The sequence below is a fragment of the Sphingobacterium gobiense genome, assembly GCF_002980575.1.
GTDB lineage: Bacteria > Bacteroidota > Bacteroidia > Sphingobacteriales > Sphingobacteriaceae > Sphingobacterium > Sphingobacterium gobiense.
In genome coordinates, this window is record NZ_PVBS01000005.1 from 21,782 (window position 1) to 46,346 (window position 24,565).

General features: G+C 39.7%; 24 protein-coding genes. 12 read left to right on the plus strand and 12 right to left on the minus strand.

Going from position 1 to position 24,565, the window contains the following annotated elements:
- The first annotated feature begins 494 nt into the window (after positions 1-494).
- On the plus strand, positions 495-686 hold the full coding sequence (locus C5749_RS17610) for a hypothetical protein (RefSeq protein ID WP_245893829.1): 192 nt from the start codon (positions 495-497) through the stop codon (positions 684-686).
- A gap of 462 nt (positions 687-1,148) precedes the next feature.
- Here C5749_RS17610 and C5749_RS17615 read toward each other — a convergent pair whose 3' ends face one another.
- The gene (locus C5749_RS17615; RefSeq protein ID WP_105727552.1) at positions 1,149-3,299 is read right to left on the minus strand and encodes a S9 family peptidase; all 2,151 of its coding nucleotides are present in this window, start codon (positions 3,297-3,299) and stop codon (positions 1,149-1,151) included.
- A 111-nt stretch (positions 3,300-3,410) separates the two neighbouring features.
- Between C5749_RS17615 and C5749_RS17620 the strand changes: the two genes are divergently transcribed.
- The 4 genes from C5749_RS17620 to recA all read left to right on the plus strand — a co-directional run bounded on the left by C5749_RS17620 (position 3,411) and on the right by recA (position 7,119).
- Positions 3,411-5,036 carry a S8 family peptidase gene (locus C5749_RS17620; protein ID WP_105727553.1) on the plus strand — a complete coding sequence of 542 codons (1,626 nt, stop codon included), beginning with the start codon at positions 3,411-3,413 and terminating at the stop codon, positions 5,034-5,036.
- A gap of 72 nt (positions 5,037-5,108) precedes the next feature.
- Positions 5,109-5,291 (plus strand): hypothetical protein, encoded by a 183-nt coding sequence (locus C5749_RS17625; protein ID WP_105727741.1) that lies wholly within the window; start codon positions 5,109-5,111, stop codon positions 5,289-5,291.
- Positions 5,292-5,347: 56 nt separating this feature from the next.
- Positions 5,348-6,007, plus strand: coding sequence for an endonuclease III (nth, locus tag C5749_RS17630; protein WP_105727554.1), 660 nt, complete (start codon positions 5,348-5,350; stop codon positions 6,005-6,007).
- 86 nt (positions 6,008-6,093) lie between these two features.
- Positions 6,094-7,119 (plus strand): recombinase RecA, encoded by a 1,026-nt coding sequence (gene recA, locus C5749_RS17635; RefSeq protein ID WP_105727555.1) that lies wholly within the window; start codon positions 6,094-6,096, stop codon positions 7,117-7,119.
- Between the two features lie 42 nt (positions 7,120-7,161).
- Here recA and C5749_RS17640 read toward each other — a convergent pair whose 3' ends face one another.
- The 4 genes from C5749_RS17640 to C5749_RS17655 form a co-directional block, all read right to left on the minus strand.
- Positions 7,162-7,770: a superoxide dismutase gene (locus C5749_RS17640; protein ID WP_105727556.1), complete on the minus strand. Its 609-nt coding sequence runs from the start codon at positions 7,768-7,770 to the stop codon at positions 7,162-7,164.
- A 97-nt stretch (positions 7,771-7,867) separates the two neighbouring features.
- On the minus strand, positions 7,868-8,338 hold the full coding sequence (locus tag C5749_RS17645; RefSeq protein WP_105727557.1) for a nucleoside deaminase: 471 nt from the start codon (positions 8,336-8,338) through the stop codon (positions 7,868-7,870).
- A 27-nt stretch (positions 8,339-8,365) separates the two neighbouring features.
- Positions 8,366-8,704: a tRNA-binding protein gene (locus C5749_RS17650; RefSeq protein ID WP_105727558.1), complete on the minus strand. Its 339-nt coding sequence runs from the start codon at positions 8,702-8,704 to the stop codon at positions 8,366-8,368.
- A 2-nt stretch (positions 8,705-8,706) separates the two neighbouring features.
- The gene (locus C5749_RS17655; protein ID WP_105727559.1) at positions 8,707-8,922 is read right to left on the minus strand and encodes a CsbD family protein; all 216 of its coding nucleotides are present in this window, start codon (positions 8,920-8,922) and stop codon (positions 8,707-8,709) included.
- 63 nt (positions 8,923-8,985) lie between these two features.
- On the opposite strand from C5749_RS17655, the gene C5749_RS17660 reads away from it, so the two are divergent.
- From C5749_RS17660 to C5749_RS17680, 5 genes are all read left to right on the plus strand, one after another.
- Complete coding sequence (locus C5749_RS17660; RefSeq protein ID WP_105727560.1) at positions 8,986-9,564, plus strand: outer membrane beta-barrel protein; 579 nt, start codon at positions 8,986-8,988, stop codon at positions 9,562-9,564.
- Between the two features lie 165 nt (positions 9,565-9,729).
- Entirely contained in the window at positions 9,730-10,503 is a 774-nt protein-coding gene (locus C5749_RS17665) for a succinate dehydrogenase cytochrome b subunit (protein WP_105727561.1), read from the plus strand.
- 45 nt (positions 10,504-10,548) lie between these two features.
- Entirely contained in the window at positions 10,549-12,483 is a 1,935-nt protein-coding gene (locus C5749_RS17670; protein ID WP_105727562.1) for a fumarate reductase/succinate dehydrogenase flavoprotein subunit, read from the plus strand.
- Positions 12,484-12,496: 13 nt separating this feature from the next.
- On the plus strand, positions 12,497-13,276 hold the full coding sequence (locus tag C5749_RS17675; protein WP_181151517.1) for a succinate dehydrogenase/fumarate reductase iron-sulfur subunit: 780 nt from the start codon (positions 12,497-12,499) through the stop codon (positions 13,274-13,276).
- 91 nt (positions 13,277-13,367) lie between these two features.
- Entirely contained in the window at positions 13,368-17,117 is a 3,750-nt protein-coding gene (locus C5749_RS17680; protein ID WP_105727563.1) for an ATP-binding protein, read from the plus strand.
- 33 nt (positions 17,118-17,150) lie between these two features.
- Here C5749_RS17680 and C5749_RS17685 read toward each other — a convergent pair whose 3' ends face one another.
- From C5749_RS17685 to C5749_RS17695, 3 genes are all read right to left on the minus strand, one after another.
- Positions 17,151-18,107 (minus strand): ATG16 family protein, encoded by a 957-nt coding sequence (locus tag C5749_RS17685; RefSeq protein WP_245893830.1) that lies wholly within the window; start codon positions 18,105-18,107, stop codon positions 17,151-17,153.
- 91 nt (positions 18,108-18,198) lie between these two features.
- Entirely contained in the window at positions 18,199-19,350 is a 1,152-nt protein-coding gene (gene gmd, locus C5749_RS17690; protein WP_105727564.1) for a GDP-mannose 4,6-dehydratase, read from the minus strand.
- A gap of 10 nt (positions 19,351-19,360) precedes the next feature.
- Positions 19,361-19,918, minus strand: coding sequence for a hypothetical protein (locus C5749_RS17695; RefSeq protein WP_105727565.1), 558 nt, complete (start codon positions 19,916-19,918; stop codon positions 19,361-19,363).
- Between the two features lie 518 nt (positions 19,919-20,436).
- Here C5749_RS17695 and C5749_RS17705 point away from each other — a divergent pair.
- Together C5749_RS17705 and C5749_RS17710 are read left to right on the plus strand one after the other, a co-directional pair.
- Positions 20,437-21,351 carry a lysylphosphatidylglycerol synthase transmembrane domain-containing protein gene (locus C5749_RS17705; RefSeq protein WP_105727567.1) on the plus strand — a complete coding sequence of 305 codons (915 nt, stop codon included), beginning with the start codon at positions 20,437-20,439 and terminating at the stop codon, positions 21,349-21,351.
- Between the two features lie 5 nt (positions 21,352-21,356).
- Positions 21,357-22,067 (plus strand): SDR family NAD(P)-dependent oxidoreductase, encoded by a 711-nt coding sequence (locus C5749_RS17710; protein ID WP_105727568.1) that lies wholly within the window; start codon positions 21,357-21,359, stop codon positions 22,065-22,067.
- 18 nt (positions 22,068-22,085) lie between these two features.
- Here C5749_RS17710 and C5749_RS17715 read toward each other — a convergent pair whose 3' ends face one another.
- From C5749_RS17715 to C5749_RS17730, 4 genes are all read right to left on the minus strand, one after another.
- The gene (locus C5749_RS17715) at positions 22,086-23,438 is read right to left on the minus strand and encodes an alpha/beta hydrolase family protein (protein WP_105727569.1); all 1,353 of its coding nucleotides are present in this window, start codon (positions 23,436-23,438) and stop codon (positions 22,086-22,088) included.
- Positions 23,435-23,671: a hypothetical protein gene (locus C5749_RS17720; protein WP_146113789.1), complete on the minus strand. Its 237-nt coding sequence runs from the start codon at positions 23,669-23,671 to the stop codon at positions 23,435-23,437. Before C5749_RS17720 ends, C5749_RS17715 begins: the two co-directional genes overlap by 4 nt.
- An 18-nt stretch (positions 23,672-23,689) precedes the next feature.
- Positions 23,690-24,019: a hypothetical protein gene (locus tag C5749_RS17725; RefSeq protein WP_105727571.1), complete on the minus strand. Its 330-nt coding sequence runs from the start codon at positions 24,017-24,019 to the stop codon at positions 23,690-23,692.
- 94 nt (positions 24,020-24,113) lie between these two features.
- Positions 24,114-24,389: a DUF2089 family protein gene (locus C5749_RS17730; protein ID WP_105727572.1), complete on the minus strand. Its 276-nt coding sequence runs from the start codon at positions 24,387-24,389 to the stop codon at positions 24,114-24,116.
- Between the last annotated feature and the right edge of the window lie 176 nt (positions 24,390-24,565).

The following is a 24,565-nucleotide window of genomic DNA, read 5'->3' on the forward strand; positions in this document are numbered from 1 at the left end:
CTCAACAAAACTCTGTTAATTAACGATTGAGAAACCACCGAGCCGAGTGATTGTTCATATTGGATGTCGTCCTGCCCCCCAATCAAGCTCGAGGCAGAATAGGTCGTCGGAGCCGTAATATAGGACAATTGAACCCTTTCAAAGTATACAATATATCCTTTATAAACTTCTGCGGAAGTTTTTCGAGAGTGGATGGGTGTATACCGAAGCCGTTCATTTATCTATCTATTGACTATTAATAAGACAAAAGTAAAAAATATTTTTTTTCTTTTATGCAATAGCTACTTAGTTTTTTTGTCAAAAAAATATTTATGGCGCTTCCTTCTCGCCAATCTATTAATTAGACCTCCTTTTTGATGAAAGGTTTAAAAGGAACGACCGGGCTTTAATATCACTATTTATTTCGTACTTTTGTATCGGTTTAAATTTCTCGCAAGATGGTTGGTCCAAGTATTATATTCTATATCTTTTTCGCGATACCTTATATCTTTCTTATGTATTGGCTAGTAAAACAAGACAAAAAGAAGTATGCTTGGGGACTTGCTATCGTAACTATTATCGCAATAGTGGGTATTATCGTGTCCCAAAAGGCAAGTAAAGTGGCTATTGAAAATTACAAACAGCATCAGATTGATGCCCGGGAAATTGAAAGGGAAAATCGACAAGATTCGTTAAATAATCGATAAGATGGTGTCTAAAATATTAGTTACTTATTGATAAATGTCGTGTATTATTGTCTGTTAAAAACCAAATATTCTAAACTTTTTTAGACAAAAAAATTCTTAAAAACTATTCTTTTTGAAGCATTGGCTACGTGGCGAGATTTTGAAAAAAACGTAGTGGAAATAGAACAGAAGTTGAAGAAAATAATCTAAGCTTAGGGATTTGATGTTATACTTCGAGTTATTCGCTTATATCTGCTTACCGGTTTATAGAGGGTTAACAGGGGGTTAGTAGGGGTATAATAGGGTGTTAATAGAGATTGTACCCCTATTAACACCCTATAATTTCCCTGTAAAATCACACTCAACGGATAATCTATATATAGCGAGTCTAAACCTCGCATTCCAGACAATCCATATCAACGTTCTTTTTGCCTGCGGATCATTATCTATAAGACACGCTGGTGCTTGTATGGCTAGACTATATTATTCTGTAATCCCCTCCAATTTAAATAGAAAAGCATAATTCAGCGCAACGTCCTTCAGATAATCAAACCGACCAGAAGCTCCGCCGTGTCCATATTCCATGTCTGTTTTAAACAAAACGACCTGATCCCCTTTCTTTATTTCACGTAACTTTGCTACCCATTTTGCAGGTTCGAAATATTGCACTTGACTATCGTGAAGCCCGGTGGTAACCAATAGGTTTGGATACTCCTTTGCTTCAATATTTTCATATGGCGAATACGATTTCATATAGTCATACGCTGCTTTATCATTCGGGTTCCCCCATTCATCATATTCGTTTGTGGTGAGTGGAATAGTATCATCTAACATGGTATTGACTACATCCACAAAAGGAACCTGTGCAATGATACCATTCCATAAAGCAGGAGCCATATTGATAACCGCACCCATAAGCAAACCGCCAGCACTACCACCTTGTGCATATAGATGGTCGGAACTGGTCAGTTTTTCTGAAATAAGATATTTGGCGCAATCGATAAAATCAGTGAACGTATTTTTCTTGTTCATCATTTTACCATCCTCATACCACTCCCGTCCCATCTCTTCGCCACCACGGATATGCGCAACGGCATAAGAAAAGCCTCTATCCAAAAGGCTCAGCCTCGACGAATTAAAGGTAGGATCCATAGACATACCATAGGAACCGTATCCGTAGAGCAACAAGGGTGATTTCCCATTTTTAGAGAAACCTTTTTTGTAGACTAGCGAGATAGGAATCTGGGTGCCATCAGCTGCTATAGCAAACAAACGTTCTGTTATATAGTTCTCTGCATTGTATCCACCGACAACCTCCTGCTGTTTCTTGAGGGTTCTCTCTTTGGTATTCATGTTATAGTCATATGTCGAAGATGGGGTCACGAGCGAAGTATAGCCATAACGTACCATATCGGTATCATATTCAACATTCGTGCTTGGATACACAGTATAGGCCGCCTCCCCAAAATTCAGATAATGCTGCGTTCCGCTCTTTAAAGATCGTATCGCCATTTGTGTCAAGCCATTCTTGCGTTCTGAAATCACAATATAATCCTTAAATTCATCGATATCGGAAACGAGTACGTCATGGCGGTGAGGGATAAATTCTTTCCAATGCTCCTTGGCAGTCTTATCTAACGGACACTCCATTACCTTAAAGTTTTTTGCCCCATCATTGGTCAAAATTAAAAATTTGTCTGCCAGTGCCGTCACGGAATACAACACCCCTTTCATCCGAGGTTGGAACATCTTGAAAGTACCATTCGGTTGATCAGCATCCAATATGCGAACCTCGGAGGAAAGTGTTCCACCTGAATAGATCATAATATGCTTTCCGTTTTTTGATTTTCCTACACCGATATAATTCGTATTGTCTTTCTCTTCATATACGACGACATCGCCTGCAGATCCCGAGCCCAACGTATACCGACGGATTTTCTCGCTCAGCAAGGTAGCTGGGTTTTTGGCCGTGTAGAATAACGTTTTATTATCGTTTGCCCAAGTAGCACTACCCGTTGTACGATCAATCTTGTCCGGTAATAACGCGCCGGTTTCGAGATTCTTCACATAAATCGTATACTCTCTTCGAGATACGGTATCCACTCCAAAGGAAAGCAACTTATTGTCCGGGCTTACCGAAAAGCCACCCGCAGCATAATAGGCATACCCTTCCGCCATATCATCCACGTCGAGCAATATCTCTTCCGGAGCATCCAGACTCCCCTTCTTCCGACAGAATTTATAATATTGTTTACCTTCTTCTGTACGGCTGTAATAATAGTATCCATTTTTAAAATAGGGAACGGACTCATCTTTCTCCTTTATCCGTCCCTTCATTTCGTGAAAAAGCTTTTCCTGCAGCTTTTCCGTGTCTTTCATCATCGCTGCGGTATAGTTATTTTCTGCTTCCAAATAAGCAATCACTTCTGCCGAGTTGGGACCTTTCTTAAAATAATCGTTCATCCAATAGTAATTATCCACTATTGTATCGTTATGGATAGTACGCTCATATACTTTTTTTTCTGCCACGGGGGCAGTAACATTTGGCCAAGTAGCCGCATTTTCTTTCGTGTTATCAGAACAAGATATCGTCATAGCCCCAATAATAATCATATAGTTCCAGTTTTTGTACATAAAAGCGAGTTTTGACAATAAAGTTAATGTAAAAGAATAGTGATTTATATTTTTTTAACAACATCAACTCGCGAGTTACCTTATATTTGTCTCTTGACGAAACAGAAATATATGACTAGAACAGTGAAACTTGTTGCCTTATTAGGTATCAGCATACTTCCGTTATGGGGAAATGCCCAATCAAAAACTACCAACCCACCTAATTGGTATAATCTTGATTTCGAAACAGACGGTGTACACGGAATCAGTACCGAAAAAGCATACGAGCTTTTAACAGGTAGGGAATCAACTCCCGTCGTTGTGGGTGTATTAGATGGTGGTATAGATTATAAGCACGAAGATTTGAAAGACGTCATGTGGACAAACGCCAAAGAAACTATGGGAAATGGCAAAGATGATGATGGAAATGGCTATGTCGACGATGTGCATGGATGGAACTTTATGGGGAACGCCAACGGCGAAAATGTACAATACGATAACTTGGAAATCACCCGTTTGATTCGCATTTACGAACCTAAATATATATCCGTATTACCCTCCACGCCACTTAGCGAAGCTGAACGCCGGGAGTTTGTAGCATACCAAAAGATGATAAGCGAATACACCAGCAAACTCGATCAGGCAAATTTCGGAAACCTAAACTACGGCAGACTAAAGGAAGAAATTGATATTGCCATTAAAAAAATAGGCAAAGACATCATAGAGATAACAAAAGCTGACCTTGATGCCTACAAGCCAAACACTGACCGTCAGAAAATGGCCATCCGCATGACGAAAAGGGAACTTAGTGATGAAAAGAGCTTTGAAGACTTTTACAAAGAGCTGGAAGAAGGTGTGAAATACTTTCGTGCCCAAGTGGACTATCATCTAAACAAAAATTACGACCCTCGCCACATTGTCGGCGACAATTACGAAGATGCCAGCGAACGTTTCTATGGAAACGCCGATATCAAAGGCCCAGATGCAGAACATGGAACGCACGTGGCAGGTATCATCGGTGCGAAACGCCACAACGGTATCGGAATCGACGGCGTAGCGGATAATGTGCAGATTATGGGAGTACGTGTTGTACCCGATGGTGATGAGCGTGATAAGGACGTTGCAAACGGCATACGCTATGCCGTTGATAATGGAGCAAAAGTAATCAATATGAGTTTCGGCAAGGGATATGTATTTAATAAAAAGACGGTTGATGAGGCTATAAAATATGCCGAGGAAAAAGACGTGCTTATGGTACATGCCGCAGGGAATGATGCCAAAGATATCGATATCGTCAAAAATTACCCAACGAAATATTACACAGATAGTCTGAATGCCGTATTGGGCGAAGCGTCAAACTGGATTACGGTAGGAGCTACATCATCGGGGCTCGACGGTGATTTGTTGGCTGAGTTCTCCAATTTTGGATACCGTTCAGTGGATGTCTTTGCACCCGGTGTCAAAATTAATTCTACTATGCCCGGATCTACATATAAGGAACAAAATGGAACAAGTATGGCTGCTCCGGTAGTATCCGGACTAGCGGCAGTATTACGCTCTTACTATCCGGAACTTACGGCCAAAGAAGTGAAAGACATCATCCTGAAATCCGTAACAAAGGTAGACGAAAGAGTAAAAATAAAAGTAGATGGATCTACTAAAAAAGTTTATTTGGATGAAATTAGTGTATCGGGTGGAATTGTTAATGCGAAGGCCGCTATTGAGGAGGCTGATCAGCATATCGGAAAAAAAAAGTAAAAAAATGTTAAATTTCACATAATATAAATATCTATCTTGCGTTTTATATATACTTAGATAAATAAAATGCTTATGGTAGAATTCTTTACAAAAGAACATGATACGGAGTTAAGCGAGGAGAGGGTGAGTATGGTCAAGATAGTTGATGAAATATTTGAACAAAATCTAAAATCCAATTTACAAGAATTGGCAAAAGATCCAACCCCCAAAACCATCGAGAATATATTGAACTATTCTCGTAGCTTAAGGAAGTAAAATGGCAAAGTCTCTAAATAAACTTAGAGACTTTGTTTTTTTGAATATCTTTGTTCATGCTAAAGAAAGAAAGATATCAGGAATTTGTTAAGTATTTTTCGACACACAACCCTGATGCGCAAACGGAATTAAACTATAGTAATCCTTACGAACTTCTGGTTGCCGTCATTTTATCCGCACAATGTACAGACAAGCGCATTAATCAGGTGACTCCTGTCCTCTTCAGACGTTTTCCGGATGCCGCCTCATTAGCCGTCGGCACCCCGGATGAAGTATTTAGCTACATTCGTTCGGTCAGTTATCCGAATAACAAGGCAAAGCACTTGGTTGGAATGGCTAGAAAATTGATGGAAGAATTTCATGGGGAAGTACCCGAAAAAGTGGAAGACCTTATCAAATTGCCAGGCGTCGGAAGGAAAACTGCCAATGTTATATCTTCCGTAATATACAACAAGCCCGCAATGGCGGTGGACACACATGTGTTTCGTGTAAGCAACCGTTTAGGACTAACAAGCCGCGCTACAACACCATTGGCTGTGGAAAAGCAATTGGTCAAATATCTCCCAGAGGATACAATCGCTATTGCGCATCACTGGCTTATCCTCCATGGGCGGTATATATGTGTGGCAAGAAGTCCAAAATGTGAGGCATGCCCTATTACGTATATTTGCAAGTATTTTGAAACACACTATATCAAAACGGCAAAGACGGATTAAACACAATTGAATAACTAAAAATATTAGTAAATTAATTTTGTAATTTTAAATTTTAATTTTACTTTTGACTAGATAATACTAAAAATATGAGCAGCACAGATAAACTAAAAGCTTTACAGCTAACTTTAGATAAATTGGAAAAGTCGTACGGTAAGGGCACGATTATGAAACTGGGAGATTCCGCAGTAGAACGTATTGAGGCTATTTCTACTGGATCGCTGGGTTTAGATATAGCATTAGGCATTGGAGGCGTACCCAAAGGACGTATCGTCGAAATTTACGGTCCGGAGTCATCCGGTAAAACAACCCTCGCCACCCATATTGTTGCGGAAGCACAGAAAAAGGGAGGCATAGCAGCTATCATCGATGCAGAGCACGCTTTTGATAAGTACTATGCACAAAAGCTGGGGGTAGATGTCGAAAATCTGCTTATCTCCCAGCCCGACAATGGCGAGCAGGCCTTGGAGATTGCCGATAACCTTATCCGTTCTGGAGCTATTGATGTCATCGTTATCGACTCGGTTGCTGCATTGGTACCTAAAGGAGAAATTGAAGGAGAAATGGGAGACTCAAAAATGGGGCTCCAAGCCCGTTTGATGTCACAGGCTCTGCGGAAATTGACGGGTACAATCTCTAAAACCAACTGCTGCTGTATTTTTATTAACCAGTTACGGGAGAAAATTGGTGTCATGTTCGGAAACCCAGAAACGACTACCGGTGGAAATGCACTAAAATTCTATGCTTCCGTTCGCTTGGATATTCGTAGAACTTCACAGATTAAAGATAATGACGAAGTAGCGGGTAACCGTGTTAAAGTAAAAATTGTGAAAAATAAAGTAGCCCCCCCGTTTCGTCTGGCAGAGTTCGACATTATGTTCGGCGAAGGAATTTCTAAAGTTGGCGAAATTATTGATTTAGGTGTAGAATACGGTATCATCAAGAAGTCTGGCTCATGGTTTAGCTACGGTGACACCAAGTTAGGACAAGGACGTGATGCTGTAAAGAGTTTATTATTGGACAACCCCGATTTAAGTGACGAGCTCGAAAGCAAAATTCGAGCGGAAGTCAATGGAAGTAATCTTGATGAACATGCCGTTGGAATAGAAGAATAAAAAAAGCCTGAGCATGTCTCAGGCTTTTTTTATTCTCGTCTCTTATTTTGCTTCGTCATAGCGTTTTGCAACGGCATCCCAATCGATAACGTTGAAAATCGCATCAAGATAGGCTGGACGTTTATTCTGATATTTCAAATAGTATGCGTGTTCCCATACATCAATACCCAAAATAGGTGTACCCTGTACTTCTGCCACATCCATCAGCGGATTATCTTGATTCGGAGTTGATGTAACCGCTAGCTGGCCGTCTGACTTCACGATTAACCAAGCCCAACCTGAGCCAAAGCGAGTAGCACCCGCATTCTGTAATTGTGTTTTCAGTTCCGAAAATGAGCCAAAGGTTCTGTTAATGGCCTCCCCCAGCCCACCTGTGGGTTCTCCTCCTCCATTTGCGCTTAAAACAGTCCAAAAAAGCTTATGATTAAAGTGTCCTCCACCGTTATTACGAACAGCAGCGGGATATTTAGAGATGTTTTTGTTGATTTCTTCTAAGGATAGGTTCTCAGCATCTGTCCCTGCAATCGCTTTGTTCAGATTGTCTACATAAGCTTGATGGTGACGGTCATGGTGGATTTCCATGGTGTCTTTGTCAATGTGCGGTTCCAATGCATTGCTCGCATAAGGTAAAGCTTCTAATTCAAATGCCATAATATTTCTATTTTTTTGATTATTATTAATAATGAACACGAATATAACAATTTCAGATTGGCTTAGGTTTTATTTAACCTCCAAAATCTTATTTTCTTTACCTTTTATTACGAAAAAATGATTTTATAAGATCCGTACATTCCTCCGCAAGTACGCCCGAAGCTAACTCTGTTTTTGGATGATAAAGATTCCCATATCGGGAAGCCCCTCTTTTTTTATCCGCTGCTCCATATACGATCCTAGCTATTTGGGACCAATAAGATGCCCCCGCGCACATTACACAAGGCTCTACGGTAACATACAAAGTGCAATCTTTCAAATACTTCCCGCCCACATAATTGGAAGCTGCCGTAAACGCTTGCATTTCTGCGTGAGCGGTCACGTCGTTCAAACGCTCGGTGAGATTATACCCCTTTCCGATAATCTTACCGTGGCTAACAATTATGGCCCCAATAGGAATTTCCTCCTCTTCATAAGCTTTTTGCGCCAGCTTTAACGCTTCCCGCATGTAGGCTTCATCCGTTGCTATGGGATCGAAGTCCGTTGGTTCAAAATTATACACTTTCATTTAACCTACATTTTCAGTTTTCCTAATCTACATTAATTTCGTTCCATTTGGCACCTGTCTTTCTATCGAACACAATACAATCTCTCCATTCTCATCCGGAAATCCTGTGATCAAACACTCCGACATAAAGTCTGCAATTTGCTTTTTTGGAAAATTAACTACCGCTACGATCTGCCTCCCTACCAAATCCTCTTTTTTATAATGTACTGTAATCTGTGCACTCGATTTCAATATACCTAATTCACCAAAATCGATAAGCAATTGATAGGCGGGTTTACGTGCCTTCGGAAAATCCACCGCTTCCAATATAGTTCCAGCACGCAAGTCTACTTTTTCAAAATCGTCCCATGTAATCAAGTCTGCCATTCTTATAGACGATTTGATTCCAAGTTTGAGAGTTCTTTTGCCAACGTGAATGTAATGTATTCTTTATCGCGCCGAAGCCTCTTCGCTAGGCGATTTACCAATGCCTCCTCTTCCCCGGACGTATAAACTAAATCATCATCTGTGAGGTGATTATATTTTCGACTCAATTTTATCTTCAAAACTTCCCAGTCCGAAGCAGTTATTTTTAGTATGCTCATATATAAATATTGAAATAAATACGTTATTATTGTGGTGTATTAAAATAAACAAATATTTTTCACATGAAAAAATCTATACTTACTTTAATTTGTTTAATTGCTGCTATCAGCATTTCACAAGCACAATTATTCCCCACATTTAAGGTGGGATTAAAAGCAGGTTTAGGCTTTTCCAGCCTAAGATCAGAAGGAAGATTCCTTAATTCGGACACCAAAACTGGATTCCAGTTGGGCGCGTGGGGACGCGTGGGAATAGCCGGATTCCATGTACAACCTGAAGCTTATTATGCGAGTAAAAAAGTTGGCATCCAAACAGAAAGTGGCCAAGACGGTGACGCTACCTTTAAGAGTTTTGACGTGCCTATTTTATTAGGTACAAGAATCGGACTCGGTCCAATTGGAGCACGTATTCAAGCAGGACCTGTCTTCTCTTTTGGTCAAAACGAGGATATAAGCTTCACGAAGCCTGCGGAGTGGACGGATTACAAAAAAAGCTCTACCGGAATCATCGGCGGTATCGGTGCTGACATTAGCAGCTTCACGGTCGATTTACGTTATGAGCATGGCTTGAGCAATCTGAATGAAACGGGCAATCAGAAAATAAGAATGTGGACCATCGGCGTGGGGTTCTCTTTCTTATAAGAGGAAGTCTTTTCGAAAATTTAATTTCATCAAAAAGAGGTTGTCCAAGCGGATGACCTCTTTTTGATTAGAAACGTTCTAAATTATTCGTTTTCTTTCGACTTTGTCATAATTGTGTTAACAAATAAATAGATTTGCGAAAATAATATATAAACATCTAGGATAATGAGTAATTCAAAGCCAGTTTTAAGTTCTTCACTCGGAAGAAAACTAATCATGAGCTTGACGGGGATTTTTTTATGTACGTTCCTGATCGTTCACTTGATTGGTAACTTGCAGTTATTTAACAATGACGAGGGGTACGCTTTCAATCAATATGCGTATTTCATGACCCATTTCACCCCTATTAAAGTAGTATCATACTTACTTTACGCTTCTATTATTCTACATGCTATTTATGCCTTAGTCTTAACGATGAAAAACAAGGCTGCTCGTCCGATTGGCTACGCACAGTTCAACGGCGCTGCAAATAGCAAGTGGAACTCCCGCAATATGGGAATCTTGGGAACAATCATCTTGGTTTTCCTAGCCACACACATGTACAACTTCTGGTGGAAATATCACAATGATCAAGTCCCTTATGTAGAATATCGCACGGACTTGGCTACAGGAAACACCACTGCACAGGAGATACAAGCCACGGAATTCAACGATTATCAAGTTACAACGGAAAACAATGTAGAAATCATAAAGGCACGTGATCTCTACAAACAAGTTGACTTTGCTTTCCAGAATATTGGAATAGTCATCTTCTATGTCATCGCCATGGCAGCCCTGTCCTTTCACTTAATCCACGGGTTCAAGTCGGCATTCCAGACGTTGGGCGTTTCTCATAGAAAATATGTACCCATTATTGAGTTTTTAAGTGTTTGGGTGTTTGGTATCATCATTCCAATTGGTTTTGCACTGATGCCGCTATATTTTTATTTCGTTAAATAATATTTAGGATATATCCATATCTGTTAAATATAAAGTATTTAAAATATGTTAGATTCGAAAGTACCTGTAGGCCCTTTAGCCGAGAAATGGTCAAAACATAAATTCAATATGAAGCTGGTCAACCCAGCCAACAAACGTAAATTCACTATCATTGTGGTAGGTACCGGTTTGGCGGGAGCTTCAGCAGCTGCTTCATTGGCGGAACTTGGTTACAACGTCAAAACATTCTGTTATCAAGATTCTCCGCGCCGTGCACACTCTATCGCTGCGCAAGGGGGTATAAATGCTGCGAAAAATTACCAAAATGATGGTGACTCCGTTTATCGGTTATTTTATGATACTATAAAGGGAGGAGACTATCGTGCACGTGAAGCTAACGTTTACCGTTTAGCAGAGGTCTCTGTTAATATCATTGATCAATGTGTAGCACAAGGTGTGCCTTTCGCACGCGAATACGGCGGATTACTGGATAACCGTTCTTTTGGAGGAGCGCAGGTATCCCGTACGTTCTATGCTCGTGGACAAACAGGACAGCAATTGTTGTTAGGTGCATACTCTGCATTGAACCGTCAGATAAGAAAAGGAAAAGTAACTTCTTATACACGTCATGAGATGTTGGATCTGGTAAAAATCGACGGACATGCACGTGGCATTATCACACGCGACATGGTAACAGGTAAAGTAGAAGCACATGAAGGGCATGCGGTATTGTTATGTACCGGAGGTTACGGAAATGTATTCTTTCTATCCACCAATGCTATGGGCTGTAACGTCACAGCCGCTTGGAGGGCCCATAAACGCGGTGCTTACTTTGCCAACCCTTGTTATACACAAATTCACCCTACCTGTATACCGGTAACTGGCGATCATCAATCCAAACTGACATTGATGTCTGAATCACTTCGTAACGATGGACGGGTTTGGGTTCCTAAGACACAGGAACTTGCTGAAAAACTACGTCAAGGGCAACTAAAACCTGTAGATATTAAAGAAGAGGATCGGGACTATTTTTTGGAAAGAAAATATCCATCCTTCGGTAATCTAGTACCACGTGATGTAGCCTCCCGTAACGCAAAAGAAATGGTAGATGATGGTCGTGGTGTCGGTAAGTCCGGAGTGGCTGTATTCTTAGATTTTGCAGATGCCATCAAACGTTTAGGTAAGGATACAGTAGAAGCTAAATACGGTAACTTGTTTGATATGTATTACCAAATTACAGACGAAAATCCGTACGAACAACCTATGCGTATCTACCCTGCGGTGCACTATACCATGGGGGGGGTGTGGGTGGACTATAATTTAATGACTACCGTACCAGGTTTGTACGCACTAGGCGAATGTAATTTCTCTGATCACGGCGCGAACCGTTTAGGCGCATCTGCACTTATGCAAGGTTTATCTGATGGTTATTTTGTTATTCCGTATACAGTGGGTGACTATTTAGCTAATTTAGGAAGCTTTGCTCCGGTTGATAAAAATAATCCTGCTTTCGAACAAACCCGTAAAGAAGTAGAAGATAAAATAAATACTTTATTAAGCCTTAAAGGTTCTAAAACCGTAGACGACATTCATAAAAAGTTGGGCAATATTATGTGGGAATACTGTGGTATGGCTCGTACGGCGGAAGGCTTGACAAAAGCAAAAGGTTTGATTCAGGAATTGAAAAAAGAATTTTGGTCCGACGTGAAAGTGTTGGGTGAAAACGAAGAGCTCAACATGTCGTTAGAAAAAGCCGGACGTGTCGCAGACTTTCTCGAATTAGGTGAATTGATGGTAGATGATGCATTAAACCGCAGCGAGTCGTGTGGAGGACATTTCCGCCTTGAATCGCAGACAGCAGAGGGAGAAGCAAAACGCGATGACGAAAACTATACGTATGTTGCTGCTTGGGAATTTAAAGGAGAAAATCAAGCTGAAGTTCTACACAAAGAGGAGTTGGTTTTCGAAAACGTCAAATTAACACAAAGAAGTTATAAATAGGGGATATATTATCATGGCACAACATATGAATTTAACGCTGAAAGTTTGGCGTCAGAAAAATGATAAAACCAAAGGTAAATTTGTTACTATTCAAGCAAAGGATATTGCAGACGATATGTCTTTCTTAGAGATGCTTGATATAGTAAACGAAGATCTTACACACAAGGGAGAAGACCCTATTTACTTCGATCACGACTGTCGTGAAGGTATCTGCGGTATGTGTTCACTAGTTATTAACGGTCGTCCTCACGGGCCTAAATACGGCATCACTACTTGCCAATTGCATATGCGCTCGTTCCACGATGGACAAACCATCGTCATCGAACCGTGGAGAGCCGCTGCATTTCCAGTACTGAAAGACCTAGCGGTAGATCGCACTTCCTTTGATCGTATTCAACAGGCGGGTGGTTACGTAAATGTTAACACAGGGGGAGTTCCGGACGCAAATGCTATCCCCGTACCAAAACGCATTGCAGATGAGGCTTTTGAATCCGCAACATGTATCGGTTGTGGTGCTTGTGTAGCAGCATGTAAAAATGCTTCCGCTATGCTATTTGTATCTGCCAAAATTTCCCAATTTGCTTTGCTACCTCAGGGACAAACAGAACGCTATGAAAGAGCACAAGCGATGATTGACCAAATGGATGCAGAAGGATTTGGCAATTGTACGAATACGGGCGCATGTGAAGCAGAATGTCCTAAAGGCATCAAATTATCTAACATAGCACGGATGAATCGTGAGTATTTTACAGCTAAGTTTGTCCGTGAAGAAGATATTCATACACATTCTTAGTATATTTAATTATAGAAAACAAGGTGTCCCCGTTATGCGTGCATAACGGGGACTTTTTTTTATATTTACATTCATCGTATGGAGAATAGAGATGCTTACTAAAATTCGGTTTTTACTTTTGGTTTTGACGTTATCCCTTATGGGAACGGCGCTTACCATACACTTCACCATTACTGATGAGGATATGCTCGAACTGGATGAAAAAAAACTTACTCGAAAAATCCATTGGTATGAGGACAGAATTGATGAACTATTGGGGGATAGCCTCATCATCAAAACGTTTCAGCACGCCGATAAATATCCGGTGCAGCTGACAAACATAACGACGGAGCTTACTCAAGAACACATTTACGTTAATATATACAGGGACAACCAGATTATCCACTGGTCAACGAATATATATGTCCCATTTAGTGATGTGGGATTACGTAGGAATACTTCAGTTATTCAAACAGAAAACCGTTCCTTTCTAGCAAAAAAGAAAGAACTAACTAACGGCATTTCGATACTTGCTTTGGTTCCTATAAAGCGGAATTTTGAGAACACAAACCAATTTTTGAACAATAATTTTCTTTCTACTATTGGTGTTAACAATCTTGAAATCGCACAGTATGACGATAATAAAAACATACGTAATATTTATAGTAAAGACGGCGGTTATCTATTTTCAGTCAAGTTAATTGAAGGAAAGAAAGACAACCTATACATCAACTTACAATTCTTTTGTTGGGTGACCGCGCTCGTGTGTTTACTTATATTAACCAATAGTATAGCAGTCTATTTAGCTAAGAAAGGGGAAACGTGGCTAGGAATTATTTTATTTGTAAGCATCTTGGTTGCCGTACGATATTTAGATTTAAAATCTAACTGGCTGTTCATTCATTCCAGTTTGGAACTATTTGACCCCAAACATTACGCCTATAACCAATTCCTGCCAAACATCTGGTCTTTTTTTATAACCACATGTGCTATGTTTTGGTTTATGTGTTTTATTATGTCCATTCAAAAGTATCTTCGGGTTCCTACTTTTTTATCCAAAAAAAATTATGCTATAGGCATTTCCATCATCGGTATTTTCTCTATTTATTTCTTTGGTCAGGTAATCTATTATTTTCTAGGCACACTTCTCACACACTCTCCAATTTACGAAAATGACTTTACGAAAATACTAAATCTCGGCTTCTATGGTTGGCTGTGTATCTTGCTATTTTGTATAAACGTGCTCACATTGGTATTGTATATCGATCGCATCGTACAGATGGTACGTCAACTACTCAATAACATCACTATCATACTAAATATTGAGTTGGTTTGTTTGGTTTTTGCCCTTATCGCTACAGCTCTTATTGGCTTTAATATTCTCTTCGGCATCCTCTTTGGCATCTTAGTTTTCCTCCGGACATACAAAGCTTATCATTTTTCATCACCTTACCAGCTCTCTACCTTTATTTTAACCATACTGTTATTTTCGTCCATTTCGGTCATCTCCTACAACCATTACAACGAGATAAAAAAAATAAACAGAATGGAACAAGCTATTTCTTATCTCTTAGCCGAGGACGATGTAAACGCAGTTTCATTGTTTACTGACCTCGAGAAGAATATTATAAACGATTATAGATTAAGTAAGCTCTTTAGTCTGCATGATAGCGTTCCCGATATTCCCTACATAACCGACTATATCAAAACAAGATATATGAGCGGATATTTATCAAGATTTGAATTTCAAGCTTTCTATTATGACAACGAAGGGATACCTCTGGAGAACTACACCGTGGATAAGCCTACAGAATATCGGGAAAATGTAATCAAGACCGCCATCAAAATTCCGTTCACAACGAACTTTTACCGCTTACGTAGCGAACTGGGGACCCACGAATACTTTACCCATCTTTCGATTCCTTATGAGGACAACCCCGACAAGTTTCACCATATATATATCAATCTAAAAAATCTGTCCTACAGCACATCACTTCCGTATCCGGAGGTATTAACAGATAACAACACTACGGCATGGCAGTTTGATTCCTTTGAGGACAATTCCTATGCGTTGTATAAGGGAAATAATCTAGTTACACAATACGGGAACTACAACTATACCGAGAATGATCTAAGCATTCCAAGTAAACTAAGGGAATATATGAGCCTGGAGGAAAAGGACAATTATTATCATCTCGCCTATAAACCAGATCAATATACCACCATTATTTTAAGTACACAAAAGGCCTCTTTTTGGGAATACCTCGCTTTAGCATCCATTATCTTTATTCTCTTACTGATCTTTTTCGGTCTATTTAATCTCACTAATTACCTTATCAGTACCTTTTCCAGCATATCTTTTCGATGGAATAGAATCCAATACCATTTTCGTATATTACTCAACAATATCCAGTATAGTACACGGATTCAGGCATTGGTTAGCATATCCGTTCTGCTGGGAACGTTGATATCCGGAGCGGTTGCCTTTATAAGCTTAAATAGACAGCTGGAAGAAACAACAACCAATAACCGATTAAAGGAGATTGCGGAAATCACCAAAAAAATTGAAAATCATATGGCTAGCAGCCAAACCCGCGAAGGATTTAATGAGAAAATCGCGGATATGCTCAAAGAGATGGCCCCTTCCACCATGACTAACTTCAACTTATACGATAAATCTGGAAAACTACTTTATTCCTCACAGCAACGTATTTTTGATCTCAAGCTTATATCAGAATTTATGAATCCTGTGGCGTTAAATAAACTCTCTGTGTTGCGAAAATCCGAAGCTTATGAACGCGAACGTATCTCCAATTTCTGGTTCTCTTCGGTCTATGCCACTATCAAATACGAAGACTACACAACAGCTGCTTATTTAAATATACCGTACTATACTACCGAAAAAGACGCCGCAAACAATAAAAATCTATTGCTAAACACGATTTTAAATATCTATACCTTCATTATTATTTTATTTGGATTTATCGCCGTAACGCTTTCTCGGAAAATAACCAAACCGCTAGATATTGTACGGATGAAATTGGCTGAAACGCAGCTATCGAACAAAATAAACGAGCCCCTATATTGGGATAAGAATGACGAAATTGGAATGCTCATTAAGGAATATAATCTCATGTTGATTAAACTAGAAGAGAGCGCCAAACAGTTGCGGGATGTGGAGCGGGAAACTGCTTGGCGCGAAATGGCAAAACAAGTGGCACATGAGATTAAAAACCCGCTTACACCGATGAAATTAGGTATGCAGCAACTGACACGCTCTTATCAAGAAAATGACCCACGTTTTAAAGAACGGTTTCAACGCATATCCACTTCTATTATTGAACAGATTGACATTCTTTCCAAAATCGCAACGGAGTTTTCTGCTTTTGCTAAATTACCGGAAACAAATATTGAAAAAATCGACCTTGTTGAAAAAATTCGAAAGGCTATCAATCTCTTTAGTAACACCGGAAATACGACGATTACGTTGATCAACGAAACGCCGGACAAATCGGTGTTTGTACTCGGAGACCGCGATCAATTCCTCCGGTCGTTCAACAATCTATTTAAAAATGCAATAGAGGGGAGCCTAGGGAGAAAAAAAATCAAAATTAATGTTATTTTACGTTATTCGGACGCAAATTGGGTAGAAATCCTGATTCAGGATAACGGCTTCGGTATTCCTCAAGATGTTATTCCGAAAATATTTAAACCTAATTTTACGACAAAAAGCTCGGGAACAGGATTAGGATTAGCTTTTGTAAAGCAAACGGTAACGGGAATTGGAGGAAAGATCGAATTTATGACTCAAACGAATACAGGGACAACATTTATTATAACACTACCTGTTTATACAGGTTAGGCTTTTTTATACGTTTTTGTATCCTCTTCTGTCTTATTTCAGTACGACGCTAGCGCGTCCCATAATTGCATTATCATTATATAGTAAAACCGTATATGCCCCTTTTTTAAATTTATCTTGTACCCAAAGGAACTGATACTCTTCACCATTGTTAGTAAAATCAATGGTTTCCTTGAATGTATACTGTAGTTTTTCGCCGTGCACATAAAATATATTATTAGCATCACCGAACAAATTGCCTGATGGGTCAATAACACGAACAAACACTTCTTTATTCCCTTTTGTTGTTAACGTGTTATCCGCAATAGAGAACAGCACTTGTAATCGATCTACTCGGCGAGCGCGGGATTCTGTCTCGATTTTCTCCTTTTTTGATACGGAAATTCCATTTACCTGAATATTGGAAACTTTTAAAGCCGATGCAATATTGACTTGATCCTTTAACTCCGTATTCTCTTGAGATAGCGCAGTCACCTTCTTGTCAGTAGTAGAAACCTGTCTGGAAAGCGTTTGATTTTCTTTTTGAAGAATCTCATTTCTAACTTTTAACTCGTTAAGCGCAAGGCGTAATCCAGACACATCTCCCTTTAATCGCGCGACCTCTCTTGTTGCTAATAGCATATCTTCCTCTGAAATAGTTTGATTTTCAAGCTTGGCCCGTAGTTCACTAATAGCCTCTCTCGCACGCATTTCGGAGGCCTGCACCGTCGAATCTACTCCAGCTACCTTTACCGAGACAAGATTATCCAATTCCGCCTCAATACGGTCAATCTCGATCTGTAAGTCCTGTTTCTGAATAGCCACCGTGTAGAGTTTCTCTCCAGACGATTTGAACTTTACATAAAAATAAACATTGGTTGCAAGCAATGCTGCAATCGCTATAATGAAAAAATAAATCTTCGGGTTACTTCTTTTAGACGGCTCTTCTGAATATTTGCTGGGTGCGTCAAGCGTCGCATCCATTTTATCCATATCTTGTTGTTTGTACATTCTCTTTTTCACATAAAATGCCGTAAATCATTATTATTTCATTAATATAACAAAAACTATTCCAATTAACGCTTCGCCAATAACCGTGCATTTATTCAAAATAGTTCAGAATGGTGAATCCTCCTTTTCTCAAGTACTCTTCTTTACGCATCAACTGTAAATCACTGTCTACCATCTCTTTGACCAACATAGGCAAAGTGTATTTTGGGATCCAGCCGAGTTTATTTTTTGCTTTAGTCGGGTCACCAACTAATAAATCCACCTCTGTTGGACGAAAATATTGTGGGTCGACTTTCACAACAGTCTGCCCTAATTTCACATGTTCGATAGGAATCTTCAATCGGTTCAATATTTCTTCGTCACGATCGATAACTACACCTTTTTCCATTACATCTTTACCGCTAAACTCGATCTCTATTCCTACTTCTGCAAAAGCCATGCGTACGAAATCCCTAACCGTAGTGGTTATACCTGTCGCGATAACATAGTCTTCCGGTTGCTCCTGTTGCAGAATTAACCACATAGCTTCCACATAGTCCTTAGCATGGCCCCAATCCCGTTGCGCCGATAGATTACCTAAAAATAATTTATTTTGTAAACCCAACGCTATTTTAGCCACTGCCCGTGTTATCTTACGCGTGACGAACGTTTCTCCGCGCACTGGGCTTTCGTGGTTAAACAGGATACCGTTGCAAGCAAACATGTCGTATGCTTCGCGATAGTTTACGGTAATCCAATAACCGTATAACTTGGCAACTGCATAAGGGCTGCGCGGGTAAAACGGTGTCATTTCGCTCTGCGGAACTTCCTGTACCAAACCATATAGCTCCGATGTAGATGCCTGATATACTTTTGTTTTTTTAGTCAGCCCTAATAAACGAACAGCGTCCAGAATCCGAAGGGCGCCAACGCCGTCTGCATTTGCTGTATATTCTGGTGTATCAAAACTCACCTTAACATGGGATTGCGCAGCTAAATTATATATTTCATCCGGCTGAGTTTCCTGAATAACCCGAATCAAATTACTCGAATCTGTTAAATCGCCATGATGCAAAATAAAATTACGTTTGTTTGCATGTGGATCTTGATAAAGATGATCGATACGGTCCGTATTGAATAGAGAAGAACGTCTCTTCAAGCCATGGACAACATAGCCCTTTTTTAATAGAAATTCAGCTAAATAAGCTCCGTCCTGACCCGTGACTCCGGTAATTAAAGCTATTTTGGTTTTGTTTGTATCCACTCGTCACTCCTTAGTCTTGTACGCGCGAGAAATTAAACACGAGATTACCTGTTCCATTATCCAATGGGATGGGCATACGCATTACCAAAGATTGTCCGTCGGAGTAAGAAAGATCCAAACGATAACCTGTCGTAACATTTCTGGCTTTCTCACCCGAATATATCTTTTTAAATTGGAACTGGGGATGTAAGTTATCATTCGGTATATCGTATACCGACCATACCATGTTGCGTACCGCACCATCCGCACATAGTGTTCCAGACGCGTTGAAAGCAATACTTCCTTGGTAGTTCCCACCTGGTAGAGTCCATACACTGCCGATAAAACAATCAACCGGTGCTTCATCAAAAATGTTTTTAATCGTATAAGCAGCGGGGATATCTTCTCGGTCTACCGAATTTAATACCCATTTACCTTTTAAGCCATTTCGCCATTCGCGAGCAGATGGACCGTCATTACCTAAAGATGAACCACCGCCTCCGGCAGAAGATTTTCTCTGAGCACCACATGATACCAAGAGCATCACCAAGGTAAAGATTGTACAAGCGGATAAGATATGTTTTTGCATAATATAAAAATTAGTTTTCTTAATGGAGTATATTCGCAAACTTAGATAATTTCATTTTTATATGCAATATAATTGCGTGCACATATAAAATGAGTTTGTTTTGAACCTCCGCAGCCATCAAGGCCTTTTTTTTAACGGAAATATAATAACTTTGCATGGAATGGATTCACCCAAAAATCATACCATAAGCAAAATTGTTGCAAAAGCCATCTTGCGGATTACCATTATCCTTATTGCGTTTCCTATAGTCGTCTATTTCACGAATCCTGAGGTAATGTCGCAACGGGTTTTCTTTCCCCACCGTTGGGCGGTCCTATTTCCAGTCTTATTGCTTTTGGTGTTTATAGCGCTCTTAATACCGGTTTTAAAGGATAGATACACAAAAATTGAATATAACTGGCTGTTTTCATTGACCGGCATCTTTGTATGCTTATATCTTATCTTATTCTACACACGTATTTTATCCATTTTGTAATGATGATGGCATCTTTCATTATCCGTGTCCATAGGCTTGTAATATGAAGAAAAATAAATTCTGGACATATATTAAAAACATCTTTAAGATACTCATTACAGTAGCAGCGATCTATTGGGTTTCTCAAAAGATATCGTTTACCGAGCTCAGAAGCGCATTAGAAAAGTGCAATCCGCTTTACCTCTTTCTGGGCTTATTGTCATATGCTGCATCACAACTAATGGCGTCATCCCGATTAAACAGCTTTTTAAAAGTTATTGGATTGCATATCAGTGAACGTTATAATCTAAGGCTGTATCAGGTCGGTTTACTCTACAACTTTTTCTTACCTGGAGGTATCGGAGGAGATGGCTACAAAATATATTTTCTGAAAAAGCATTATGCCATCAGGGGAAGAAGAGTATTGACCGCGGTATTCTTTGATCGGCTAAGCGGTTTGTGGGCATTATCGATTATTACTGGATGCCTTATCATATTTATGCCTCGACTCTCTATACCGAATGTGGTTACTATTAGCGTACTTATAATAGGCACAGCGACTTACCTTTATTTTTTACAACTATTTTTCAAAGAATTTTTATCAAAATTCATCATCACTCATATCAAAGCACTTGCTGTGCAAAGCTTTCAGACTTTAAGCGCCATTGCTATCTTATATGCACTGGGATTCGATGGTAAGTTCTCTCCTTATCTACTAATTTTTTTGGTATCGTCGTTAGTTGCTATTGTACCGTCCATACTTGGCGGAGCGGGTTTACGCGAATCGCTCATGGCATTTGGCGCAGAATATTTTCAGCTTGACCCACACCTAGCGGTTTTAGTGAGTTTACTTTTTTATATTATTTCACTGCTCGTGGCATCCTCAGGTCTTTATTATATCTTGAGGCCGCAACGTTTGGGCATCAAGAAATTACCATCTGCAGAAGAAGTAGAAGAAGAATTAGAAAACGAAGAATAAATACTATGGCAAATATTATTATTACAGGAGCAAGTAGTGGAATCGGTTTTGAGGCAGTTTTAGACTTAACCGCAAACAAGGAAAACAGTGTTATTGCATTGGCTCGCTCTGCAGATAAGTTACGAAAACTCCATGAAATTTCTACTTCACTCAACCCAGAGGGAGGAAAGCTTTACCCTGCTCAATTCGACATTGTGTACGACAACTACTCCGATTCTTTAGTTCCTTTTATCCAATCGAAGTTCGAAACCGTAGATATTTTAGTGAACAATGCGGGGATGTTGATTAATAAGTCATTTCTAGATACCTCATTAGCCGATTTTGCTCAAATATTGCAAACCAATTTGCTGGGACATATCAACATGATCAAACACGTCACTCCGTTAATGAAAAATGGAGGACACATTGTCAATATAGGCAGTATGGGTGGCTTCCAAGGTTCTTCTAAATTCGCGGGTCTTTCTGCTTATTCCACAAGTAAAGGGGCATTGGCTACATTGACAGAATGCCTGGCAGAGGAATTTAAAGAACGGAACATCAAAGTGAATTGTCTCGCATTAGGCTCTTCGCAGACCGAGATGTTTGAAGAAGCCTTTCCCGGTATAGAAGCAGGCACGCTCGCTTTTGAAATGGGACGTTATATAGCCGATTTTGCGCAAAACGGGCATAAATACTATAACGGAAAAATATTACCGGTTTCAAACACAACCCCATAGGAATACTTCCATACGTTTCTACAGGTTGTTAATCCACTGCGCCAAATCCGATAGCACCTGTTCATTAAAAGTTTCTTCGATATCAATATATTCCGAAACGGCACCTGTTTCAGCTTTTTGAAAGAGGTGATTCAATCCGTCGTACGCTTTTAGAAAGTTCTTTTCATTTCTCGGTAAGTGATCAGTTAAACTTTCTAAATTAGGTGCAAAAGGTACCTGCACGTCTTTTGTTCCAAAAGCAGCAAATACCGGAACGTCGATTCTTTTAATGAACGGAACGGGATCAATGCGCATAAAATAACGATAGGCCGGTAGTACCATCATTTTTATTTCGTTCTTTTGGTTATTGGAAAGATTAGGTAACGGCGATGACATATTTTCCAAAATCTGGCGGTACGCATGCTCATCACCCAAATCACTTTTTACCGCTGCGAAATTTCGACGGTTCACTTCTTTCGCGTCCCGAAGTTCTTCAGCAGACATCCCCATAACTTTCCCGATTTCATAGGCCTGCAACACCATCAATGAATCAATGGGTATCGCGGGTGCTCCCAAAAGCCCTATAAATCCGACATCGGCGGAAGATTCTCCGGCAATCAGTTCTGCAATAAGCGCCCCCTCACTATGCCCAATAATCCCCACTCGCGTGGGGTCTACTCTTTCTTGCTTTTGCAAAAATCCTATCGCAGCAATGACATCACGGCTAAAATCACCAATGGTACTTTTAGGATAATTTCCAGTAGAAGCGCCGATGCCACGTTCGTCATACCGCAACACGACAATACCTTGCCTTGTCAGATAATCGGCTATTACTTTAAAAGGTTTATGCCCCATGATTGTCTCGTCTCGATCCTGCGGACCGCTCCCACTAACCAGGACAACAGCGGGTAATTTTTCGCCTTCACGAGGGGTCGTTACGGTTCCCGCCAGCTTAACATTATCGTATTCGCTGGAAAACGCCACATCTAATGTGTCATAATTATACGGTGGCTCGGGCAGTTGTGGTCTTCGTCGTTTTGCTAGCGTCTGACCAGTTTTTGATAGGCGCATAGGGAATGTCATACTTTTTTGGGACACGACGCCTTCAATATGTTCATTTGTTAACATCTTACCTTTGTAGGTTAAGCCAATGGCGGCAACAGCTATCGATATGGAATCCTGTTGAATATGGATTGCACTGATAGGAAGTTTAGCATCTCCCTGCGCCGGGCTCTCCATCGTTCCTTTCCATGCCGAGGTGTTCTCCAAATGGAAAACGAGCGGTAGTGCAACACCCTGTACCTTTAGTTCCCCCTGCCAAGATCCCACAAATTTTTGACCATACCCCAAACAGGATTGAAGCAATACTATTATAAAAATATAATATTTCATATAAAAAGTCCTCTATATACCAATAATGCCATGCCGTCCAATACGAACACCGCAATTACTATCAAAAAACCATGCCCAAATTTCTTACTATTGATAGAATGCCGAATCCCGACTACAAGGAGATAGAAAAAATAAACTATCATGAACAGCAGGAAAATAGCTAAGAGGGCAATCCACATCATGTCCGATTGATCTAATGACATAGCGAGATTAATTTCTGCTGCCTTTTCCATTGGAATCAGCTTTACCATTCAAACAACTAACAAACCGGCAAATAACATGGGTATTCGAGCGATCAGTACATTGTTTAATATATCAACAAAACGAGTTTTTTTATACAGGACCTTCGTGAGCATGAACATTCCTAATGTCAAAATTCCCATATTCGACAGATTTCCTAATATAATAGCAGTTAGACTTGTTGCGCCCATGTATATTTGAATAATACCATCAAACACAATTTTTCCAAAATAAGAAATTGTTATCCCGACTAAAAAACCAACCATATCTATCCATAATAGATTTTTCTCCGAGTAATCTTTAAGTGGGTTTAAGAACAGCCGTTCCATATTATACTTCATATTTTATTCTTGATTAACTTGACGGTATAATTTTAATACTTCGTTTACCTCTTCCGGCTTTTGTGTCCCGATAAGCATTTTAGCGCTGTTTTGATTATTCTTCATTTTTAAGCATTTTTATCCTGTTTATCAAATCATCAAGCTTGTTCCGCACCGTCGGGTAACTCTTCCCCATTTGATTAGCCATTTCCTTCAGACTTCCCGAATTTATTAGGAACTGTAAGACAAACTCCTGTTCTTCAACACTTAACTGCATGAGCACTGGCAAATGATATTTACCAGAAACTTCCGTTTCACAATCCATACAAACCAGTTTTGATACTACTAGTTGATTCTCGCAACTTGGGCAAATTGTCGGTAATTTCATCATACCACCTTCTTTTTTCAAATATAAAAATAAATTATATTAAAATAAACATAAATATATTTAAACATATACTTATTATTATTTATAAACAAGGAATATTAATTAACTTTGTCCTCCTTTTAAGGCAATAGGACTTTAGGTCAGCGTCGCCGCGCTCTATTCCCGATTTCCCGTTAATA

What these genes read in the sequence shown, in the direction of transcription:
- nth (WP_105727554.1), top strand. Translation starts at nt 5,348, where the DNA reads ATGCTAAAGAAAGAAAGATATCAGGAATTTGTTAAGTATTTTTCGACA.
- C5749_RS17725 (WP_105727571.1), bottom strand. Translation starts at nt 24,019, where the DNA reads ATGAAGTATAATATGGAACGGCTGTTCTTAAACCCACTTAAAGATTAC.
- C5749_RS17655 (WP_105727559.1), bottom strand. Translation starts at nt 8,922, where the DNA reads ATGAGCATACTAAAAATAACTGCTTCGGACTGGGAAGTTTTGAAGATA.
- recA (WP_105727555.1), top strand. Translation starts at nt 6,094, where the DNA reads ATGAGCAGCACAGATAAACTAAAAGCTTTACAGCTAACTTTAGATAAA.
- C5749_RS17720 (WP_146113789.1), bottom strand. Translation starts at nt 23,671, where the DNA reads ATGGAAAAGGCAGCAGAAATTAATCTCGCTATGTCATTAGATCAATCG.
- C5749_RS17715 (WP_105727569.1), bottom strand. Translation starts at nt 23,438, where the DNA reads ATGAAATATTATATTTTTATAATAGTATTGCTTCAATCCTGTTTGGGG.
- C5749_RS17660 (WP_105727560.1), top strand. Translation starts at nt 8,986, where the DNA reads ATGAAAAAATCTATACTTACTTTAATTTGTTTAATTGCTGCTATCAGC.
- C5749_RS17650 (WP_105727558.1), bottom strand. Translation starts at nt 8,704, where the DNA reads ATGGCAGACTTGATTACATGGGACGATTTTGAAAAAGTAGACTTGCGT.
- C5749_RS17620 (WP_105727553.1), top strand. Translation starts at nt 3,411, where the DNA reads ATGACTAGAACAGTGAAACTTGTTGCCTTATTAGGTATCAGCATACTT.
- C5749_RS17615 (WP_105727552.1), bottom strand. Translation starts at nt 3,299, where the DNA reads ATGTACAAAAACTGGAACTATATGATTATTATTGGGGCTATGACGATA.
- C5749_RS17730 (WP_105727572.1), bottom strand. Translation starts at nt 24,389, where the DNA reads ATGATGAAATTACCGACAATTTGCCCAAGTTGCGAGAATCAACTAGTA.
- C5749_RS17705 (WP_105727567.1), top strand. Translation starts at nt 20,437, where the DNA reads ATGAAGAAAAATAAATTCTGGACATATATTAAAAACATCTTTAAGATA.
- C5749_RS17625 (WP_105727741.1), top strand. Translation starts at nt 5,109, where the DNA reads ATGGTAGAATTCTTTACAAAAGAACATGATACGGAGTTAAGCGAGGAG.
- C5749_RS17675 (WP_181151517.1), top strand. Translation starts at nt 12,497, where the DNA reads ATGGCACAACATATGAATTTAACGCTGAAAGTTTGGCGTCAGAAAAAT.
- C5749_RS17685 (WP_245893830.1), bottom strand. Translation starts at nt 18,107, where the DNA reads ATGTACAAACAACAAGATATGGATAAAATGGATGCGACGCTTGACGCA.
- C5749_RS17610 (WP_245893829.1), top strand. Translation starts at nt 495, where the DNA reads ATGTATTGGCTAGTAAAACAAGACAAAAAGAAGTATGCTTGGGGACTT.
- C5749_RS17680 (WP_105727563.1), top strand. Translation starts at nt 13,368, where the DNA reads ATGCTTACTAAAATTCGGTTTTTACTTTTGGTTTTGACGTTATCCCTT.
- C5749_RS17710 (WP_105727568.1), top strand. Translation starts at nt 21,357, where the DNA reads ATGGCAAATATTATTATTACAGGAGCAAGTAGTGGAATCGGTTTTGAG.
- C5749_RS17665 (WP_105727561.1), top strand. Translation starts at nt 9,730, where the DNA reads ATGAGTAATTCAAAGCCAGTTTTAAGTTCTTCACTCGGAAGAAAACTA.
- C5749_RS17670 (WP_105727562.1), top strand. Translation starts at nt 10,549, where the DNA reads ATGTTAGATTCGAAAGTACCTGTAGGCCCTTTAGCCGAGAAATGGTCA.
- C5749_RS17645 (WP_105727557.1), bottom strand. Translation starts at nt 8,338, where the DNA reads ATGAAAGTGTATAATTTTGAACCAACGGACTTCGATCCCATAGCAACG.
- C5749_RS17640 (WP_105727556.1), bottom strand. Translation starts at nt 7,770, where the DNA reads ATGGCATTTGAATTAGAAGCTTTACCTTATGCGAGCAATGCATTGGAA.
- C5749_RS17695 (WP_105727565.1), bottom strand. Translation starts at nt 19,918, where the DNA reads ATGCAAAAACATATCTTATCCGCTTGTACAATCTTTACCTTGGTGATG.